We start from the raw sequence: 19,467 nt of genomic DNA, 5'->3' as shown, positions 1-19,467 counted from the left end.
CCGTGGCATACTGGGGCAATGGAACCGGAATCCAGCGTGAGCCAGGGCACCTCACCGGCGAAAACCTCGCCTGAAACCGCGGCAACCTACGCAGCCGTCGATCTGGGCAGCAACAGTTTCCACATGCTGGTCGCTCGCCGCGAACACGGCGAACTGCGGATCATTGATCGAATCAAGGAAATGGTCCGCCTGGGCGGCGGCCTCGACCGCGAAGGGGTGCTGGACGCCGATACCCAGCAGCGAGCGCTCAGCTGCCTCGCGCGTTTCGGACAGCGGCTACGCGGCCTACCGGCCGACAACATTCGCGCGGTAGGGACCCAGACATTCCGGCGACTGCGCAACGCGAATGCGTTCCTCCTGGTCGCGGAAACAGGCCTCGGTGCCAGCATCGACATCATTGGCGGCCGCGAAGAGGCCCGGTTGATTTACCTCGGCGTCTCGCAAGGCGTCTCCGGGCACGAGGATCGCCGCCTGGTCATCGACATCGGCGGCGGCAGCACGGAGTTTGTGATCGGCCAGGGCGTCGATCCCATCGAAATGGAAAGCGTCCAGTTTGGCTGCGTGTCCCTGACCCGCCGGTTCTTCGGCGATGGACGCATCAGCGCGCGCCGCTGGACGCGCGCCGTCGAGGCCGTTCTGACGGAACTCCAGGAACTGCAGACCCGGTACCGCACCACCGGTTGGCAGACCGCCATCGGTTCGTCAGGTACCGTGCTGGCCGTCGCGGAAATCTGCCGGCAACTCGGCTGGACGGAGCGGGATATCGACGCCGCCTCGGTGGGGCGGCTGCGCGAACGGCTGTTGCAGGCGGGCCGCTGCGAAGACGTGAATCTGCCGGGTCTGTCCGAGCGCCGCCAACCCGTGCTGGCGGGCGGGGTCGTCATGTTGCAGGCCTGTTTCGAAGCATTCGGACTGCAGCAGTTGCGCGCCTCCCCGTTCGCTCTCCGGGAGGGACTCCTGCATGACATGCTGGGTCGCCTGGAGAATCGTGACCCCCGGGAGGCGACCATTGCCGCGTTTCGGGCACGGTACGGCGTGGATGCCGCACAAGCGGACCGTGTCCGGTCTACCGCTCTGGAGGCCTTCGACCAGCTCGCCGACCGGTTTGAACTGACCCCCGTTCACCGCCGGTTCCTGGCCTGGGGCGCCGAACTGCACGAGGTGGGGCTGTGTGTGTCACACAGCCATTACGAGCGCCATTCCGGCTATCTCGTCGGCCAGTCCGACATGGCGGGCTTCACAACCCAGGAGCAGTGTTTTGTCGCGGCCCTCGTGCAATACCATCGCAGACCGGTACCGCGTGATTACGGACGCGCCCTGCCGTCACGCCTGCACGGCCCCCTGCGCATGACACTGTTCTGCCTGCGCTTCTCCTGGGTCTTGTGCCGCACCCGTGATACGTCCGCGATCCCCGAATTTCGTCTCAACTTCAATGAAGACGACATCGAAGCGGAGTTCGCGGCGTCGTGGCGCAACGCACACCCGCTGACCATTGCCGATCTGGAATCGGAGACCCGGCAGTTACGCGCCATCGGACTGAATTTTTCCCCTGACGTGCCAGGCATCACGGCGTGAGCACGACCCGGGACTCCTGGCGCCCGTCCGCTTCCCGGCACGCCTTGGAAGCCCGCGCGGAAATGCTGTCCGACATTCGGACATTCTTCGCTGAACGCAATGTACTCGAGGTCGAGACTCCGGTGCTGAGCCGGGCGGGAAATACCGACCCGAACATCACCGGTCTGCGGGTGGACGGGTCCGTGCCGCTCTACCTGAGAACGTCACCCGAGTATCCGATGAAACGCCTGGTCGCCAGCTTCGGAAAGGACATCTACGAACTTGGCCGGGTTTTTCGGGGCCGTGAGCGCGGCGGGCGCCACAACCCGGAATTCACGATGGCCGAGTGGTACCGGGTCGGCTGGAACTGGCGCGCCCTGGCCGACGAGGTCGTCGCACTCATTCGCCATTGCGGGCGGGGAGAATTCGACCGTTGGCCGTGCGAGATGACGACGTACCGGGACCTGTTTTTGCAACACCTGGGACTCGACCCGTTTACGGCAACGGAATCCGATTGCGAGGATCTGGCCGGCGAACGGGGGATCACGGCCGGACCGATGGATGTGAGAGACTGGCTGGACCTGCTTCTCTCACACGTGATCCAGCCGGCCATCGAAGGAGCCCGGATCACCGTCGTCTGTGACTTTCCCGTGGACCAGGCCGCGCTGGCGACCCTGCGCGACGACGACCCGCCGGTGGCCGAGCGCTTCGAGGTCTACCTGGGTGGCATGGAATTGGCCAACGGCTACCAGGAGTTGGGCGACGCACGGGAATTGCGGGACCGGTTCGAACACGACAATCGAATCCGCGAGCTACGTGGAGATCCGGTATTGCCGATCGATGATCAGCTGATCGCCGCTCTGGACCACGGCCTGCCCGACTGCGCCGGTGTCGCACTGGGCGTCGATCGCCTGCTGATGGCCCGGCTGGGCGTACGCGACATCGGGATGACGCTGAGCTTTCCGTCCGACCGGGCCTGAACCCGAAGCCGGGCGCGGGAATCAGGCACTGGCTGCCGGGCGCGGCAGGTTCACGATCATCCTCAACCCGCCGTCGGCGGCATTGGACGCGCGCACCGTCCCGCCATGCCGCGCGACGGCCGCGGCCGCGATCGCCAGACCAATACCGTGGCCTCCGGTCTGCCGGTCTCTGGACTCCTGTACGCGGTAAAACGGCTCAAAAATCCGCTCGAGTTCCGATTCGGGCACGCCGGGCCCATAATCGCGCACCCGAATTTCCATGCCGCCATCCGGTGGCCGGGCATCGAGTTCCAGATCCACACCGCGGGCGGGGTCCGTGTGCCGCAGGGCGTTGCGCACCAGATTTTCCAGGGCCCGCCACAGCAATTCCCGGTCACCCCGGAATGGCACGGGCTCCCCGCGTTCCCAGTGAATACCGGACTGATCCGCGGTCACCTCGTAATTCACGACCTCGACCAGTTCGGTCAGCAGTTCGCCCAGATCCAGCACCTGGTCGAGCTTTGGCGCCTGCTCCGAAGACTCACGCAACAGCCCCAACACATCGTTCACGAGGGTCTCCAGCCGCTCGCCCTCGAGGCCGATGCGGTCGAGTTCCGGCTCGATGGCCTCGGCGCCCTTGCCACGGGCGATCTCAAGCGCCACGCTCAAGCGCGCCAGCGGCGAACGCAGTTCGTGGCTGACATCGCGCAGAAGCCGGCGATTGGCCTGGTACATGGTCTGCAATCGCTCGGCCATCAGATTGAAATCGCAGGCAAGTTCACCCAACTCATCCTGGCGCCGCGGGATGGGCCCGCCAACCCGCGCGTCGAGGTCGCCTTCGGCTATTTTACGGGTCGCGGTGCGCAGGGCGCCCACCGGTGACGTCAGGGAGCGGGCCAGGAAGAAACTGACCAGCGCACTGATCAGCGCACCCGCCAGAATTCGCAGCAAAGTTCCCTGGAGACCGGGCGCCAGTATCGTCGTCGGAGGGATGCGGTCGACGAGGTAGATTCGGTAACCGACGCCCTCCGCGGACCGGACCTCCTCGACTTCCATGCGCGCGCCCCGTCTCCGCAACGCCTCGATCGCCTCGTCTCGCCGCAGAATCTCGTGATCATTCTCGTTGACCACGTACACGAAACTGCGCGACATGCGTGGTATGGCCAGCAATTCCTGCCGGGCCGCTTCGGAGCCATCCTCGTCGAGCGACGACTTGAGACGCTGCCCGATTCGGTACATGCCACGTGAAAAGGTGTTGGCCGGCTCTTCCGCCCACTGGCCACGTGCAACCCGGTCGTTGATCAGTCCGATTGCCGCTGAAAACCCGACGATGCTGAGCCACATCGTCAGAAACAGTTTCCAGAAGAGTCGCGACACGCTACCGGATCCGTCCTAGGAGACCCGGTACTGGTAGCCAATACCCCGTATCGTCTCGATTCGGTTCTCCCCGTCCGGCGCCGGGCCCAGCTTGCGGCGAAGATTGCTGACATGCATGTCAACACTGCGGTCGTGCGCAACGGGTTCCCGCCCCAGCGCGGACAGATACAGATCGCGCTTGCTCACGACCGAACCGCGATGCTGCATCAGGCACTGGAGCACGCTGAACTCCGTGCTGGTCAGGTCCACCTGCTCACCGGATTTCAGCAGCACCCGGCTGCCCTGGTTGAGTTCGAGGTCATCGGCCTGCATGACCGAATGGCCACCGGAACCCTCCGAGCGCCGCATCACGGCGCGAATCCGCGCCAGCAGTTCACGCGGATTGCAGGGTTTGGGAACGTAATCGTCGGCGCCGAGTTCGAGTCCGAGGATTCGGTCCAGGTCATCGCCACGCGCCGTGAGCATGATGACTGGCAGATCCTTGTCCTTGCGCAGTTCCTTGAGCACGTCCAGCCCGTTCATCTCGGGCATCATCACGTCGAGAATCACGAGGTCGACTTCGTCCGATTCAGCCTCGCTCAGCGCTGCGCGGCCGTCATGGGCCAGGCGCACAGCGAATCCCTCGGATTCGAAGAACTGCCGCAACAGGTCAGCGAGTTCGGTATCGTCGTCGGCAATCAGAATGGTTGTCTGCATGGACTTCGCATCGGACCGGTGGCCCGCCACTGGGGACTGCGGACATTCTATCCAATCTGCGGGAACCGGACACGCAATCACCGCTTCGGCAATCAACCTGGCCCGACAGGGAACTTCCCCTGACGGTTTGTCCGTCGGTACCGGGGAACCCGTTCACGCCCGGCCCGGCAACCAACGAAGCGCAAGAAGCAACAGTGACGTGACGAAGGGATGACAGCCGGTTCCCGCCGCGCCGGAAACCTTGTCACATGTCTGTCACACCGCCGTCCTAGACTTCGCGCCATCGAATGTTTCGGAGACGCCGCCTCTCAGGTGCGCCGGAATCCAGACCCCTGCAACCAAGCCGGATAATGCCATGACCCGCAGCTATCGCCACTCCATCCTGGCCTGTGCCCTGCTCACCGCCGGTGGTCACAGCGCCGCAATCGCACAGGACGTCGGTGAAGACGCCAGCACTGAACTGGCACGCCGCCTGATCGAAATCCGTGGCCACGTCGAAGAGCTTCAGGCCGAATTGAACCTGAGGCGCGAAGAGCACAAAAACCGCATGGCCTTCCTGACCGCCCAGCAAACGGAGCTGGAAGCCAACCGCGACCGGGAATCACTTCGGATCGCCCAACTCGAAATCGAACTGGACGAAATGCGCGAACAGGTCGCGGCGGCGGGGGACAGTTCCGATGTTCTGGCCCCGGTGGTCCTGGATCGCGTGACCGACCTTCGCGAAGCGGTCCGTTCCGGCTTTCCGTTCAAAGTTCAGGAGCGCCTGGCCGAACTCGAGGAGATCGAAGTGCAGCTCAATACCGGCGTGATTACCGCCCAGCGCGCCTTCAATCGTCTGTGGGCGTTCATCGAAGACGAGCTGCGCATCAGCCGCGAGAACGCGATTTATACCCAGTCGATCGAACTGGACGGCGAGAACGTGCTGGTGGACATCGCCAAACTCGGCAACGCGATGATGTATTTCCGCACCCGCGAACATGAATACGGTCGCGCGGTGGAAACACCCGCGGGCTGGCGATTCGAACGCCTCGTCTCACCGGGCGAGCAGGAACAGGTCGCGCTGTTGTTCGACTCGCTGCGCAAGCAGATTCGCCAGGGCTACTTCGAGCTTCCCAATGCGCTCCCGGAGATGTCGTCATGAACGGTAACCCCCTTGCCCGGATCCGGCCGCGCCTGCTTCCGGCGGCCATCCTGATGATGGTTTCCTTTCAGGCCCTGGCCCAGGACGGCGGGCCGGCCTCGAAGCCGGCCGCGGTCGCGGCACCACCGGTACCACAGACCAACCCGCTGAAGAGCCGGAACGAATTGCAGGCGGCCTATCAGAAAGAGTACGCCTTTCTCGAAGCCCAGCTTCGTGAACTGCGCCAGCGCCAGGAGGAATTCAACGCCGTCGCGGCCGAGGATGAGGCGCGAAAAGAAGCCTTGATAGACCGCCTCGAGGGTGAATACATCGCTCTGCAGTCACGCGGTGAGAGAATCAACGACCTGCTGGCCGATGCCGAACGTCAGGTCGCCACGGTCGAGGAAAACCGCTCGACGCTGGAGGCGACTTTCCTGCAGGCCGATTCGACCCTGGAGCCATATGGAATCCAGCCCGTGGCGGGCGGAACCAACAGGAGTTCCAGCGACAGCGAAAAAATCGACACTCTGCTGACCGGTACCCTGGACCTGCTCGAGAACATTGGAAAAAGGCGCCAGGTCACGGGCAGTTTCTTCCTGGCCGACGGCACCGAAGTCACCGGCACCATCGTTCACATCGGCAACATCGCTGCCTACGGCATTGCCGGTCAGCAGGGTGGGGCTCTGGTACCGGCCGGAGACGGCCAGCTCAAGGTCTGGGGCCCTTCCGACCCGGATACCGCGCGGGCGCTCGCAGCCGGTCACGATCCCGACACCCTGAACATCTTCGTCTACGAATCAACCCGAAAGGCGATCGAGGAGCAAGCCGGCAAGACACTCCTCGGAGTGATTAACAGCGGCGGGAGCATCGCCTGGATGATCGTGGGGCTCGGCGCCCTCGCCGCGGTCCTGATCCTGTTGCGGATGTCCTTTCTGCGCAGTGCCAGCGCCAGTACCGGCCGGGTCGAAAAAGAGGTGGGCACGCTGGTGCGCCAGGGAAGCCTCGAAGACGCGCTTCAGGCCTGCAAGCGTCTCAAAGGTTCAACCGCTCGCGTCGTTGCTTCGGCCGTTCGCAACCTCGAACGGGATCGCGCGCACATCGAAGACATCGTGTCCGAGCAGATCCTGCATGAATCCGCTCATCTGAATCGTTTCGGCGCCTTCATCATGGTCATCGCCGCCGTCGCACCCCTGCTGGGACTGCTCGGCACCGTAACCGGCATGATCTCGACCTTCGACATCATCACCGAGTTCGGAACCGGCGATCCCAAGTTGCTGTCCAGCGGCATTTCGATCGCACTGGTGACAACTGAGGTCGGCCTGGCGGTTGCGATCCCGGCACTGATCTTCGGCAACCTGCTTTCCGGCTGGGCAGAGTCCATCAAGGACAACATGGAAAAAGCCGCGCTGCACGTCATGAACCTCTACCTCGAGCGCCCGGCGGCGCCAACGGCGGCTGGAGCCTGAGTCGTGATCGCCGGAGTTTTGCGTCAATTTGCCGATTACGTCGAGGCGGGCGGCTGGGTCATGCCGCCTCTGGTGTTATGCACCCTGCTGCTGTGGTTCGCGATCGGCTACCGCTTCGCCGCGCTCAAACGCGGGTCGAAGCGCGGCGTGCGCAATCTGCTCCGGCGCCACGAAGAGAAGGGCAGACAGCCGAACAATGATGGTGTGCTGGTCCGGGCATTGGCCAGGGGCACCAGCATTCGCGACTCGCGGCCGAACAATCTTCGCGCCCTGCTCGATGACGCATTTTCCGACGAGCAGCAGGAAATCCAGCGCTTCAACACGCTGATCATGACCATTGTGCTCTCGGCCCCGCTACTGGGGCTGCTGGGCACTGTGGTCGGCATGATCGAGACTTTCGACTCGCTCGGCGACATGTCGCTGTTCTCGCAATCCGGCGGTATCGCGGGCGGTATTTCGCAGGCCCTGATCACCACGCAAATGGGATTGGCGGTGGCCATCCCCGGATTGATCGTGAACGGCATGCTCCACCGCAAACAGAAAGACATCGAGCTCGAGCTGGCGCAATTGAAGGACATGCTCTGCTCCGACTACCGGAACAACCCGACCCCATGTCGTATCAACAGGCCCTAAGCCATGCGCTACCGCGAAAAAAAAGAAGCCATCCAGGACATCAACATTTCTCCGTTGATCGACATGGTTTTCATTCTGCTGATCTTCTTCATGGTCAGCACCACCTTCGTCAAGGACATGAAGCTGGAACTGAACCGACCGGCCGCTTCGTCTGCGACCACGGCATCAACCAAGGCGGTCCGACTGTATATCGATAACAACGGCGACACCTACCTGGATGGAGAGCCCGTTCAGATCTGGGTTGTCCAGAGCCGGTTGCGCGATCAGCTCAAGACCATGACTGCCAGGGCCGTACTGATCATAACCGATGACGGCGTACCGGCGGGACGACTGGTGGAAGTCGTCGACCAGGCCCGCCTGGCAGGAGCTACGGACGTTGGCGTCGCCACCGTCGAGGAAGCGGGAGCCGGCTGACATGTTGCGCAGCAGCCGCCTCAGGCGCTTCACATGGGCCACTGGCTTCATGCTGGCGGGCACGTTCGGCGTGCTCGGCATCGTCGTCCTGATCAATTACTACTCCGACGCGCTCGAAGATTCTCGCGCCGAAGTCGAAAGCCAGATTGCGTTCGAGCGCAGGAAACCTCCGCAAGAAAAGCCGGTACAAAAGCCGAAGCCCAGGCCGAAACCCCGGCGCAGCCAGCGCAGCGCACCGGCGCCACTGACCGGTCTCGATACGTCGCTGTCGGGCATCGACATGGGCCTGCCGGGTTTCTCGGCGGACCATCTCGGCGCCCTGGAAGGTGACCTGCTCGGCGGCGCCGAAGGCATGGTGATGACCGATGACACCGTGGACCATCCGCCCCGTGCGACCTATCAGGCTGCCGTCACATACCCGCCCCGAGCCCGCGCCAACGGCGTCGAGGGCTACGTGGTTTTCTCGCTGCTCATCGGCCTGACCGGTGAAATCGAACAAGTTCGAATCGTCGAATCCTATCCGCAAGGTGTGTTCGACGAAGCCGCGATGGCTGGCATCAATCAGTGGCGGTTCGAGCCGGCCCTTTACCAGGGCAAGGCCGTCCGTTCGTGGGCGCGGCAGCGCGTTCGTTTTGACCTGGGCTGACATGAGTTTACGCAATCGAATTCTGTTGAGCGTTCTGCTGACTGCCGCGCTGGGCGTGTCCGCGGCGTCACAGGCCGCAAACGAAAATGAAATCGTCGACTACCTCGCGCTGGCTTCTCTGATGCTGCGGGACGGCAATCTCGACCGCGCCCTGATCGCGCTGGACCAGGTCGATCCCGATACCGAAGGTGTCGACCTGACACGCTATTACACCCTGCGCGGCATGGCGCACATTCGCCGCAACGAATACCCCGCGGCCCGTGACGCCCTGAAGCTGGCCATCGGGTCCGGTGAAGCCGACGCCCTGGTGTATGTGTACCTGGCGCAGGCGCAGTTTCATCTTCAGGATTACCCGGGTGTGATCGAAGCGCTGGATGATGCCGGCTCCGCGGTCGAAAGTGTGCCGTCGGTCTACCACATGAAGGCGCAAAGCTACTGGCTCATGCAAGACCCCGTCATGGCGCTCGCCACCCTGGACCAGGCAGCTGGAATTTTCTCCGGCGATCAATCTTTTCTGCGCCGCAAGGTGTTCTACCTGGTCGACCTCGGTCTGTTCCGCCAGGCCGCAGCTCTGGGCCGTGAGTACCTGTCGCAAACCGAAGGCAGGCGGGAAGACTACGTGGCCCTGGGCAACGCACTCCGGGCCAGTGGCGAACTCAACGAGGCCGCGATGCTGCTCGAACAGGCACTCCTGAAATTTCCAGACTCCTCCGAGGTCAGAAAAGTCCTGGCCCATGTCTATATCGACCGGGGCCAGTTGGGTGTTGCGGCGGATGTTCTCTATCAGGCGGCGCTTCTGAGTCCCCCGCTGATGGCGGAGGCCGCTGAACTCTACCGGCGCTCCGGACAGATCTACCGTGCACTCATCATCAACAGCCAGTTATCCGACCAGCCGGAAAAATTCCGCCAGCGCCTGGCGCTGTACCTGCAGATGGAAAACTTCGAACAGGCCGCCGCGATGGAAACACCGCTGCGGCGGGTGGGGCTGCTCCAGGAGGAAGATCTGCGCTACGCGATCGCCTACGCACTGTTCAAGACCGGCGATTTCGAAGCGGCCGAAAACCACCTGGCGGCCCTGAACCGGCCCGACCTGTTCCGCAAGGCCGCCGAACTGAGACGCGCCATCCAGGACTGCGCGCAGGAGCGCTGGCGATGCTATTGAATCCACTGACCCGGCTCAATCACCTCCCGCTGCGTTTCATCACCGGGTTCGCCTGTCTGCTGCTGGCCGGCAGCCTGGCCGCGCAATCATCCCGGTTGACCCTGTACGTATTTAACGAAGGCTCGCCGATCGGAAACATCGAGGTCCTCATCGACGGCGAACTCAAAACCTGGACCGATTCAGGCGGCCTCGCCGGTCTGAACCTGGACCCGGGCATCAAGGTGCTGGAGCTCAGGTACCAGGACTCGGTTGTTCTGGAGCAGCAGATCCTCGCGGTGCAGGACGAGATCAGCCAGTGGATTGTCGACCTGACCGGGGGTGGTTCGGCATTGTTCGAAGTCGAATCGTCCAGTCCGCCGCCTGGCCAGCCCCCGGCGACCAAGCCTTTGGACAGCCAGCCCGGGGGAGCCCCCGGAACGATCGAAGGCCACCTGATCAGCGCCGAAGACGGCAGCCCGATCAGCGGTGCACGCATTTTCATCAGCGGTGTTTCCGAGCAGATTCGCAGCGATGAAAATGGCCGTTTTTCCGCTGTGCTACCCTCCGGAACCCGATCGGTTTCGGTGCTTCACGCCGGTTTCAACACGCTCACCCGGGACGGCATCGAGATACCGGCCGATGATGCCGTCACCCTGAGCCTGGAACTGACGCCCGCCGGTTCAGAACTCCCCGAATTCGTGGTGGTGGCACCCTACATATCCGGCTCCCTGGCCTCGGTGATGGCCGAGCGGCGGGAATCCGATGGTGTCACCGACGTATTGAGCGCGGAACAGATTTCCCGGGCAGGCGATTCCGACGCCGCCGGCGCCCTGAAACGGGTCACCGGACTCACCCTGGTAGACGGTCAGTACATCTACGTGCGCGGCCTGGGCGAGCGTTACTCCAGCGTGGTGCTCAATAACGCCACCATTCCCAGCCCCGATCCGACCCGGCGGGTGGTCCCGCTGGACCTGTTCCCCACCGACGTGATTGAAGCGGTCGTCGTTCAGAAAACCGCGGCGGCGAATCTTCCGGGCGAATTCGGCGGCGGAACGGTCCAACTGCGCACGGTTTCCTTCCCCCCCGAACTGACCGCGAAATTGAGCCTCAGCCTCGGCTACCGCGACGACACCACCTTTGAAACCGGCCTGAGTTACGGGGGCGGTGACACCGACTGGCTCGGTTACGACGACGGCGCCCGCGATCTTCCTGGCTCCCTGGCAACGGCCATCGCCGACGGGCAATTTCTGCGGCCACGCTCTTTCACCAATCCGGACGGACTGACCCAGGAAGAACTGGAGGCTCTGGGCCAGGACATGGCCGCGAACAGCACCTACGATCTTCAGAAAAAAGACATTCCGCAGGACATCGGCCTGTCGGGGTCTTTCGGTCACTCCTTTGCCTTTGGTGACACCAACCGCTGGGGTTTTCTCACCGCCTTCCGGTACGGCAACACTTGGTCCAACGCCAACGAGGTTCGTCGGGAATTCAGTGCGGTCTCGGGAGGCGGGCTGCAACTGGCGGACGAAGTGGACGTGGTCCGAACCATCAACAACATCGACGCCAGCCTGTTCGCGAACACCGGCGTGGAGTTCGGCGACAACCACGAAGTTGGTTTCAACGCCATGCTGCTGCGCCAGACCGAGGACGAGACCCGGATCAGCCAGGGCGTCGAAGACAGCCAGGTCCTCCGCCGCTTCAAATTTCAGTGGGTCGAGAATGAATTGCTTTCCTACCAGGCCACCGGCTCTCACACCCTTCCGTTCAAAAACTGGACTCTGGACTGGCAATACACCGACGCCACGGCCACCCGTGCAGAGCCCAACACGCGAAGCTACCGGCGCGATGACGACGACGAGGACGGAATCTACACGGTGTCGACGCGAGCCGACAGCAATGAGCAGACCTGGTCGGACCTGGAGGACACACTGAAACACGGGTCGCTGGACACCACCCTGCCGCTGAACTTTGGCCGTCACGCACTGGCGATCCGGGCCGGCCTGGGTGAACTTGAGCGCGATCGCGAAGCCAGCATCCGGACCTTCGCCTTTCAGGGCCGCCTGCCCAACGATCTTCTGGACCTGCCCTACTCCGAATTGTTCACCGACGAGTACATCGATCCGTCCATTCTCCAACTCCGGGAGTCGACGCGTGCGACGGACACGTACACGGCTTCGCAATCCCTGGATTCCCGCTTCCTGAACCTGGACCTGAGCCTGTTCAACGAAGCATTGCGGATTTCAGCGGGTGTGCGCGAGGAGAACAACCGGCAGCAGGTGATCACCGCCGACCTGTCCAACCCCAACGCACCCCCGGTCATCGGCGAGATCGATCAGACTGACCGCTTGCCATCCGCCTCGGTGACCTGGGCCTACAACCCCAGTGCACAGATTCGCGCGGCCTACGCCGAATCGGTATCACGCCCGGACTTTCGCGAGCTTTCCCCAGCGCCGTATCTGGACCCCCTGCTGGACCTGATCACGGTTGGCAACCCGGTGCTCCAGACGGCTGAACTCAAGAACTACGATTTACGCTGGGAGTACTATTTCTCCCCCAACGAGAGCTTCTCGATCGCGGCGTTCTACAAGGCATTCGCCAAACCCATCGAAAAGACCTTCTCCTCCGGCGGCTCGGCTCGCATCATCACCCTGCAGAATGCGCTGGCGGCTGATCTCGTGGGCGTGGAACTGGACTACTCCCGTTCCCTGGGGTGGATCCGGAACCACGACTGGCTGAACTGGCTGGAGAACCTGGACCTGGGTTTCGCCGGTCCGTTCGACTGGGAAGGCTATTACGTCGCTTTCAACTACGCCTGGATCGAATCTTCGGTTGAGATCGATTCCAGCCTCACCACCCAGACCAACCCGGATCGACCGCTGCAGGGTCAGTCACCGTGGGTGGTGAACGTCCAGCTCGGTTACAGCAGCCCCGACAGCCCCGGCGAATGGAGCCTGCTCTACAATGAATTCGGCAAGCGGATTACGCAGGCCGGCGTCCTTGGGCAACCCGACATCTACGAGGAAGCTTTTCCCCAACTGGATTTCGTTTACAAACGCCGCCTCGGCGAAGGCTGGCGCTTCACCCTGAAGCTCAAAAACCTGCTCGACCCGGATGTGAAGTACACCCAGGGCGATCAAATCACCCGCGCCTACAGACGTGGACGGGAAATCGACCTCGGACTGCAGTGGAGTTTCTGACCGGACGGCTCCAACCGCGCTGCCCGCCGTTCAGCGTAAGGCACCTTCCTTGACGGACTTATCAGCCCGTCGGCTTTTCCAGGAGTACCGCGATAACATCGCCCCGATGGCGATACCTGGCGTATATCGCCCGGATCAGGATTTTTTCGAATCGCGTAATCGGATCGGTCAGGTGAAACAGTTCGAACCCCCTGGAAATTTTGCGCATGACGAGCCCGGAATGGCGAATCGCATCCCGCAAACTGGTTTCATGCAGCGGTTCTTCGTCGGGATCGACGGCATCCTCCGGCATGAATCGTTCCAGGCGTCTTTGCAGAATGCTGCGTTCGTTTCGTGACCGGATCACGCCAGGGACGGCATCGGAATAAACCGGCTCGGCGATGACACACTGCCCCCTCCCCGCAAGAATGGAGCTGATTCCGCTCAGGGCAGTTTCAAGCTCATGTTGCTTCAGGTGGTGCAGCACACCGACGCAGGTCACGAGGTTGACACCCAGACCGGCGTTCCGCTCCAGAAAATCGTGCACATCGCTCCGCACGAATTCGACATTCGTCATGCCGATCCCTCGGACCCGCCTTTCCGCCACCTCGAGCATTTCCTCGCTGTGGTCGACCGCAATGGTCCGATCAGTACGCTTGCGGTACCTCAGAAACATCTGCCCTGTTCCGCAGCCAAGATCCACGAGCAGGCGGGCCGGGTGAATCAGCCGGTCAATGGGCCGAAACAGCAGTTCATTGGGATACTGCCGGGGCTCGTTGGTCATCGCGTCGTAATGCCCGGCGATCCTGGCGTGGAATTGTTTGTCTTTTTCTGCGTGATCGTCCATTGGCAGGCAAGCGAATAATCCGGCAACCCGGAAAAAGAATAGTTCGTATTAGTCAACATTCCTCCCAAGGAGTTCCTCTGATATCACATCCGTTTCCAGCGTTACGGACGAGATGAAGGAAAGACGTCATATTTGCCACCTCCGGGACACATCGCTGTAACAAAGCGAACGTACTGTAGGAAACCGCATGCCAGCCCGTGGTCATGTACCCGTAGACATTCAATTTCAATATCCCGGAGGGATTTAGTGTGAACATTTCATTGCGACGTTTTACCCTGCTTTGCGCGCTCGCCGGCACCCTGCTGGCCGGCACGGCCAATGCGGCGGTCAAGCTGAGTGACGTATTCGACGGCAATTACTTTTCCCCGTCCGAAGGGGGACGAGGCCTTTCCATTCTCGTCGCCCCGCGGGCGGACGGTTCCCATCTGTTCTTCGGCGCCTTGTTTACGTTTGACGACGCCGGCGAGCCGACCTGGCTGATTCTCTTCGCCCCGTTCCTCGAGCACCAGTTCGAGAACACCGAGGTCACGGTTTCGCGTGTCAGCGGCGGCGCGTTTGATTTCCCGTTCGATTCCGGAGCAGTCAGTGAGGACATCGTCGGATCGGCAACGGTGCGTTTCAATTCCTGCGGAAGCCTGTACGTCGATCTCGACATGGATGACAATTCCGGTTTTCCGGACGTGGAACTCGGCGACCTGCAGCCGGTCGACGGACCCGCTGATTCCTGTGTCTACCAGGAAGAGTTCAGCGGCTGCCCCGCCTTCGCCCAGGCCTCCGGGGTGGTACCGCGTGGATGCGAGTTGAACGGCGTGATCACCCAGGACATCACCCTGACCAACGACACCACCTGGATTCTGAACGGTCTGGTGCGCATCGGTGACGACAACGCAAATTCGGCTTCGATCACGATCGATCCGGGCACCGTCTTGATCGGCGCCGGCCAGGCTGCGGATTACCTGTATGTCAGCCCCGGCTCCAGAATATTCGCCAACGGCACGCCTGGAGCCCCCATCGTTCTGACCAGCCCGCAGGATGGCTTCATCGAAGGAACCACGCCCGCACCGGGTGATCTGGGTGGTCTGGTGGTTTCCGGTAACGCACCATCCAATGCCTGCCCTGAAGCCCCGTTCAACTGCTTCTCGGAGTTCGACCAGACCCAGCGCTTCGGCGGCGACGACCCGCACGATTCCAGCGGTGAGATCAGCTATTTCCAGGTGCGTTACGCCGGCATCGAGTTCCAGCCCAATGCCGAAGTGAACTCGTTTACTTTCCAGGGCGTCGGTGACGGCACGCGGGTACATCACCTGCAGGCTTTCCGCGGCCAGGATGACGGCATCGAGTTTTTCGGCGGCACCGTGAACGTCCGCTACATGGTGGTCACCGAAGGCGGTGACGACGCGGTCGACTGGGACCTGGGTTACAGCGGATTTCTGCAGTACGGCCTGGTGATCCACGGCGAAGGCTTCGGTGAAGACTTCGGTATCGAAGGCGCCAGCAACCCGGACAGCTTCGACGCCCTGCCGCGCGCCACACCGACCGTGGCCAACTACACGTTCCTGGGCAACGGCAACGGCGACAGCGGCATCCTGTTCAAGGACGGTTCGGGTGGACGCATTTACAACACCATCGTCTCCCGGTTTCCGACAGGCTGCATCGAGTGGGACGACGCACCGGCTACCTACAACGCCGCCGGCACCCCTGAAGCCCCCAACACGGACGTCAGCGCCTTCAACGGTGTCATCCTGGATTGCACGACCAACTACGTCGACGACACCGGCGCGCCGTTCACGGTCAACGCCTTCTTCAACAGTGGTGAGTTCATGAACAATGTGACCGCCAACCCGATGCTCGACGGCTACATGCCGATGCCCGGATCGCCGGCACTGAGTGGCGGCGTTGACATCACCGACAGCGACTTCTTCGACTACACCACCTACCGCGGCGCATTTGACCGTGTCGACTGGACGACCGGCTGGACTCACCAGGTCGAGGGAGGCGAGTGATCGCTGACCTGTAGTCGACAAGCGAAGCCGTATTGGAGGGGCCGGGTGACCGGCCCCTTTTTTTCCCGGCTCGCCGGGTCCTGAAGTCTTCCTCACAACGCACTTCGACCGCAATCGGCCTTCCCCGGCAGGCACCCTGAAACAGATGTGATCAGTGGGGGCGAATTCTCACGGGGTGAGCTTACTCCGACTCCTGCCCGGACTCCCGCTCCCGGGCCTGTTCCCGGGCGTGCTCGAGCTCGGCGTCCTCGATACTGGTATGCCTGATATCACGGCCGTGCACGAGGTAGAAAATATACTCGGCGATGTTCTGGCAGCGATCGCCAATGCGCTCCATCGCGCGCGCCGCCCACAGGATATTCAGGGTCATTGGAATCGAGCGCGGATCCTCGGCCATGTAGGTCATGAGCTGCCGGGTAATCGCGCCGTACTTGGCGTCGACCTTGCGGTCGGCGCGCACCACGGCCATGGCCGTATCGACGTCGGTGCGCGCGAACGCATCGAGCACCCCGCGCAACATTTCACGCACCAGCACACCCATGTGCTCCATCTCCTGCCGCACCTCGTCGTTCACCGAGCCGCTGAGATGCTCCACCACCATACGAGCCACACGCTTGGCCTCGTCACCGATCCGCTCCAGATCGGTAATGGTCTTGATCACGGCCATCACCAGGCGCAGGTCCGTGGCTGCCGGCTGCCGCCGCGCGACGATGCGCGTGCACTCTTCGTCAATGGCCACATCCAGGGCATTGATCCGGTAGTCGTTCAGGATCACCCGCTCTGCCAGCTCGGCGTCACCATTCACCAGCGCCTGCACCGCCAGGGCCATCTGCTCCTCGACCAGCCCGCCCATTTTCAGCACCTGTCCACGCACGTTCTCCAGTTCCTCGTTGAACTGGCGTGAAATGTGATCGCTGATGTTCAGCCGTTCCATGATGTACTGCTCCCGTTCAACCGTAGCGGCCGGTAATGTAGTCTTCGGTGCGTTTGACCCGCGGGTTGGTGAACACCTGGTCGGTGTCGCCGTATTCGATAAGCTCGCCCAGGTACATGAACGCGGTCCGGTCGGACACGCGCGCGGCTTGCTGCATATTGTGCGTGACGATGATGATCGTGTAGCGCTGCTTCAGTTCGTTGATCAGTTCCTCGACCTTCAGCGTCGAGATGGGATCCAGCGCCGAACACGGCTCATCCAGCAGGATCACTTCCGGTTCCACGGCAATGGCGCGTGCGATGACGAGTCGTTGTTGCTGACCACCGGACAGGCCGAAGGCGGGTTCGCCGAGCCGGCCCTTGACTTCATCCCACAGGGAGGCCGCGCGCAGGGCCCACTCGACCCGTTCATCGAGTTGCCGGCGTTTCCTGATACCGCGGATGCGCAATCCGTAAGCCACGTTCTCGTACACCGACTTGGGAAAAGGGTTGGGTTTCTGAAATACCATACCGACCCGCCGGCGCAATTCCGCGACATCGATTTCCGAACCGAGTATGTCCTGGTTTCCGAGCAGTATTTCGCCGCGGGTGCTGCAACCGCCCACCACGTCGTTCATCCGGTTGAAGCAGCGCAACAGGGTCGATTTGCCGCAGCCGCTCGGACCGATAATCGCGGTGACCAGCCGGTCGGCAAAATCGATATTGACGCCCCTGAGCGCCTGTGCCTCGCCATAAAACAGGTCAAGATCGCGCACGCGTAGGGTGATGTCATGGCCCTCCAGGCCTTCATCGTCGTACCACTGCTCACTCGGGGATTGCAGCGACAACCGGGTCTCCTTGTTCATACCTCGACTCCGCGGAACCGCTCCCTGAGATTGTTGCGCACATGGATGGCGGCCAGGTTCAGCAATACGATCACCGCGACCAGCAGGAACGCGGTGGCGTAGACCAGGGGCCGCGCGGCTTCGATGTTGGGACTCTGAAAACCCACATCGTAGATGTGAAAGCCCAGGTGCATGAATTTTCGCTCCAGGTGCAGATACGGAAAGTTCCCGTCCAGCGGAACCGACGGCGCGAGCTTCACCACACCGACCAGCATCAGCGGCGCGACTTCACCGGCCGCACGCGCGATGGACAGGATCAGGCCCGTCATGATGGCCGGGCTGGCCATGGGCAGCACCGTACGCCACAAGGTCTCCCACCGGGTGGCCCCGAGCGCGAGGCTGGCTTCCCGCAATGATCGTGGAATCCTGGCCAGGCCTTCCTCGGTCGTTACGATGACCACCGGAAGGGTCAGCAGCGCCAGCGTCAAAGACGCCCAGAGCAATCCTCCGGTCCCGAAGGTCGGTGACGGCAGGGCTTCTTCGTAAAACAGCCGGTCGATGCCGCCACCCACGGTATAAACGAAAAATCCGAGCCCGAAAACACCGTACACGATTGACGGTACGCCAGCGAGATTGTTCACCGAAATTCGCACGAACCGGGTGAGCAAGCCCTGCCGGGCATACTCGGTGAGATAGACGCCCGCCACCACGCCCAGCGGCGCGACGAACACGGTCATCAGCAATACCATCAGCACGGTGCCGAACAGCGCGGGGTAAATGCCACCTTCGGTATTCGCTTCACGCGGTTCATCGGTGATGAATGATCCGAACTTGCGGAAAAAGTGCCCGAACCGGCTTAACAGGCTCATGTCGTTCGGCCGCCAGGCATCGATGATAGACCGCAGGGGCATTTCACGGTCATTGGATGCATCACGGGAGATGCGAACGATGACGTGATCCCGGTTCAATTGCTCTTCGATCGCCAGCAACTGCGATTCCAGGCCGCGATAACGCTCCTGCAGGGCGCGGCGTTCGGATGCCGCTGCCGCAGCCGCGACCGGATCGGGATCTCCATCGAGTTCCCGTTCACGTTCCTCCAGGCGCAATTGCTCGAGCCGGTAGTTGATGTCCGCAATGGGTCCGCGCTCCAGTTCCCGCGCCTCTTCCCGCAAGTACCGCGCCCGACCGATCATCGACTGAAAGTCAGCCCAGACATCACTGCTGGGGAGCAGGCTTCCATAGGAGCGCAATCCCACAACCTGGCCGAAAAACACCCCCCACTCCAGCCGCTCCAGAGCCACCAGGCTGAGCGGTGCACTTTGCCGCAGGATGCGATCACCTCTCAGCAGCCGGAAATCCTGGCCCGCGATATCACGATTTCCGGTTTTGACCAGAACCCGTTCGATGACGGTGCCCGCATCGGAGCCCTCGTCCGCGAGCCGGCCCGAATCGACGTGCTCCACCCCATGAATCTGTCCGACAATGCGCGATTCGACGCCATCCGGCTCCAGGTAGATGATTTCCTGCACCTGGGTTGGCCAGAAAAACGCCAAACCGCGCACCATGATCAGCGCCAGCAGCCCGCCCGCCAGGAGGATACAGGCCGCGACCGCCGTCCCGTGCAACGAGATCCAGGGTGCACCGCTGCGCCACCAGTTTCTGGACGGGGATTCCATAA

The 19,467-nt window shown here is 62.3% G+C and carries 16 protein-coding genes; 10 read left to right on the top strand and 6 right to left on the bottom strand.

The genetic code is table 11. The features are described from left to right. Positions 1-36 precede the first annotated feature (36 nt). Together V3330_RS12430 and epmA are read left to right on the top strand one after the other, a co-directional pair. Positions 37-1,575 carry a Ppx/GppA phosphatase family protein gene (locus V3330_RS12430; RefSeq protein WP_354695753.1) on the top strand — a complete coding sequence of 513 codons (1,539 nt, stop codon included), beginning with the start codon at positions 37-39 and terminating at the stop codon, positions 1,573-1,575. Continuing rightward, positions 1,572-2,534: an EF-P lysine aminoacylase EpmA gene (gene epmA / locus V3330_RS12425; protein ID WP_354695752.1), complete on the top strand. Its 963-nt coding sequence runs from the start codon at positions 1,572-1,574 to the stop codon at positions 2,532-2,534. Before V3330_RS12430 ends, epmA begins: the two co-directional genes overlap by 4 nt. Before the next feature lie 21 nt (positions 2,535-2,555). Here the strand turns inward: epmA and V3330_RS12420 are convergent, their stop codons facing one another. Beyond that, the gene (locus V3330_RS12420) at positions 2,556-3,890 is read right to left on the bottom strand and encodes an ATP-binding protein (RefSeq protein WP_354695751.1); all 1,335 of its coding nucleotides are present in this window, start codon (positions 3,888-3,890) and stop codon (positions 2,556-2,558) included. Positions 3,891-3,905: 15 nt separating this feature from the next. Then, positions 3,906-4,586, bottom strand: a complete 681-nt coding sequence (locus V3330_RS12415) for a response regulator (protein WP_354695750.1) — start codon at positions 4,584-4,586, stop codon at positions 3,906-3,908. 355 nt (positions 4,587-4,941) lie between these two features. Here V3330_RS12415 and V3330_RS12410 point away from each other — a divergent pair, with 355 nt between their 5' ends. Genes V3330_RS12410 through V3330_RS12380 form a run of 7 tightly spaced genes read left to right on the top strand, consistent with a single transcriptional unit; the run spans position 4,942 to position 13,203 of the window. Beyond that, positions 4,942-5,727 (top strand): DUF3450 family protein, encoded by a 786-nt coding sequence (locus V3330_RS12410; RefSeq protein ID WP_354695749.1) that lies wholly within the window; start codon positions 4,942-4,944, stop codon positions 5,725-5,727. Further along, positions 5,724-7,172 (top strand): MotA/TolQ/ExbB proton channel family protein, encoded by a 1,449-nt coding sequence (locus V3330_RS12405; protein WP_354695748.1) that lies wholly within the window; start codon positions 5,724-5,726, stop codon positions 7,170-7,172. The genes V3330_RS12410 and V3330_RS12405 overlap by 4 nt, the downstream gene beginning before the upstream one ends. 3 nt (positions 7,173-7,175) lie before the next feature. After that, positions 7,176-7,805, top strand: coding sequence for a MotA/TolQ/ExbB proton channel family protein (locus V3330_RS12400; RefSeq protein ID WP_354695747.1), 630 nt, complete (start codon positions 7,176-7,178; stop codon positions 7,803-7,805). Positions 7,806-7,808: 3 nt separating this feature from the next. Beyond that, entirely contained in the window at positions 7,809-8,219 is a 411-nt protein-coding gene (locus V3330_RS12395) for an ExbD/TolR family protein (protein WP_354695746.1), read from the top strand. Between the two features lies 1 nt (position 8,220). Then, positions 8,221-8,865, top strand: coding sequence for an energy transducer TonB (locus tag V3330_RS12390; RefSeq protein ID WP_354695745.1), 645 nt, complete (start codon positions 8,221-8,223; stop codon positions 8,863-8,865). A gap of 1 nt (position 8,866) precedes the next feature. Beyond that, positions 8,867-10,027: a tetratricopeptide repeat protein gene (locus tag V3330_RS12385; RefSeq protein WP_354695744.1), complete on the top strand. Its 1,161-nt coding sequence runs from the start codon at positions 8,867-8,869 to the stop codon at positions 10,025-10,027. Beyond that, positions 10,018-13,203, top strand: coding sequence for a TonB-dependent receptor (locus V3330_RS12380; protein ID WP_354695743.1), 3,186 nt, complete (start codon positions 10,018-10,020; stop codon positions 13,201-13,203). The genes V3330_RS12385 and V3330_RS12380 overlap by 10 nt, the downstream gene beginning before the upstream one ends. Before the next feature lie 61 nt (positions 13,204-13,264). Here the strand turns inward: V3330_RS12380 and V3330_RS12375 are convergent, their stop codons facing one another. Further along, the gene (locus tag V3330_RS12375) at positions 13,265-14,029 is read right to left on the bottom strand and encodes a class I SAM-dependent methyltransferase (protein ID WP_354695742.1); all 765 of its coding nucleotides are present in this window, start codon (positions 14,027-14,029) and stop codon (positions 13,265-13,267) included. Positions 14,030-14,277: 248 nt separating this feature from the next. Here V3330_RS12375 and V3330_RS12370 point away from each other — a divergent pair, with 248 nt between their 5' ends. Continuing rightward, complete coding sequence (locus V3330_RS12370; RefSeq protein ID WP_354695741.1) at positions 14,278-16,032, top strand: beta-helix domain-containing protein; 1,755 nt, start codon at positions 14,278-14,280, stop codon at positions 16,030-16,032. 181 nt (positions 16,033-16,213) lie between these two features. On the opposite strand, the gene phoU is transcribed toward V3330_RS12370, so the two are convergent. Genes phoU through pstA form a run of 3 tightly spaced genes read right to left on the bottom strand, consistent with a single transcriptional unit; the run spans position 16,214 to position 19,465 of the window. Then, positions 16,214-16,966: a phosphate signaling complex protein PhoU gene (phoU, locus tag V3330_RS12365; RefSeq protein ID WP_354695740.1), complete on the bottom strand. Its 753-nt coding sequence runs from the start codon at positions 16,964-16,966 to the stop codon at positions 16,214-16,216. Positions 16,967-16,982: 16 nt separating this feature from the next. After that, positions 16,983-17,810, bottom strand: a complete 828-nt coding sequence (gene pstB / locus V3330_RS12360; RefSeq protein WP_354695739.1) for a phosphate ABC transporter ATP-binding protein PstB — start codon at positions 17,808-17,810, stop codon at positions 16,983-16,985. Next, positions 17,807-19,465: a phosphate ABC transporter permease PstA gene (gene pstA, locus V3330_RS12355; protein ID WP_354695738.1), complete on the bottom strand. Its 1,659-nt coding sequence runs from the start codon at positions 19,463-19,465 to the stop codon at positions 17,807-17,809. The genes pstB and pstA overlap by 4 nt, the downstream gene beginning before the upstream one ends. Positions 19,466-19,467 lie beyond the last annotated feature (2 nt).

This window comes from Elongatibacter sediminis, assembly GCF_037892215.1.
In the GTDB taxonomy this organism is placed as follows: Bacteria; Pseudomonadota; Gammaproteobacteria; order Xanthomonadales; family SZUA-36; genus Elongatibacter; species Elongatibacter sediminis.
This window is presented reverse-complemented; position numbering and strand designations above follow the sequence as displayed.

Coding starts and splice junctions, on each gene's coding strand:
- V3330_RS12405 (WP_354695748.1), top strand. CDS start 5,724: ATGAACGGTAACCCCCTTGCCCGGATCCGGCCGCGCCTGCTTCCGGCG.
- pstB (WP_354695739.1), bottom strand. CDS start 17,810: ATGAACAAGGAGACCCGGTTGTCGCTGCAATCCCCGAGTGAGCAGTGG.
- V3330_RS12385 (WP_354695744.1), top strand. CDS start 8,867: ATGAGTTTACGCAATCGAATTCTGTTGAGCGTTCTGCTGACTGCCGCG.
- pstA (WP_354695738.1), bottom strand. CDS start 19,465: ATGGAATCCCCGTCCAGAAACTGGTGGCGCAGCGGTGCACCCTGGATC.
- V3330_RS12395 (WP_354695746.1), top strand. CDS start 7,809: ATGCGCTACCGCGAAAAAAAAGAAGCCATCCAGGACATCAACATTTCT.
- V3330_RS12390 (WP_354695745.1), top strand. CDS start 8,221: ATGTTGCGCAGCAGCCGCCTCAGGCGCTTCACATGGGCCACTGGCTTC.
- V3330_RS12410 (WP_354695749.1), top strand. CDS start 4,942: ATGACCCGCAGCTATCGCCACTCCATCCTGGCCTGTGCCCTGCTCACC.
- V3330_RS12380 (WP_354695743.1), top strand. CDS start 10,018: ATGCTATTGAATCCACTGACCCGGCTCAATCACCTCCCGCTGCGTTTC.
- V3330_RS12375 (WP_354695742.1), bottom strand. CDS start 14,029: ATGGACGATCACGCAGAAAAAGACAAACAATTCCACGCCAGGATCGCC.
- V3330_RS12415 (WP_354695750.1), bottom strand. CDS start 4,586: ATGCAGACAACCATTCTGATTGCCGACGACGATACCGAACTCGCTGAC.
- phoU (WP_354695740.1), bottom strand. CDS start 16,966: ATGGAACGGCTGAACATCAGCGATCACATTTCACGCCAGTTCAACGAG.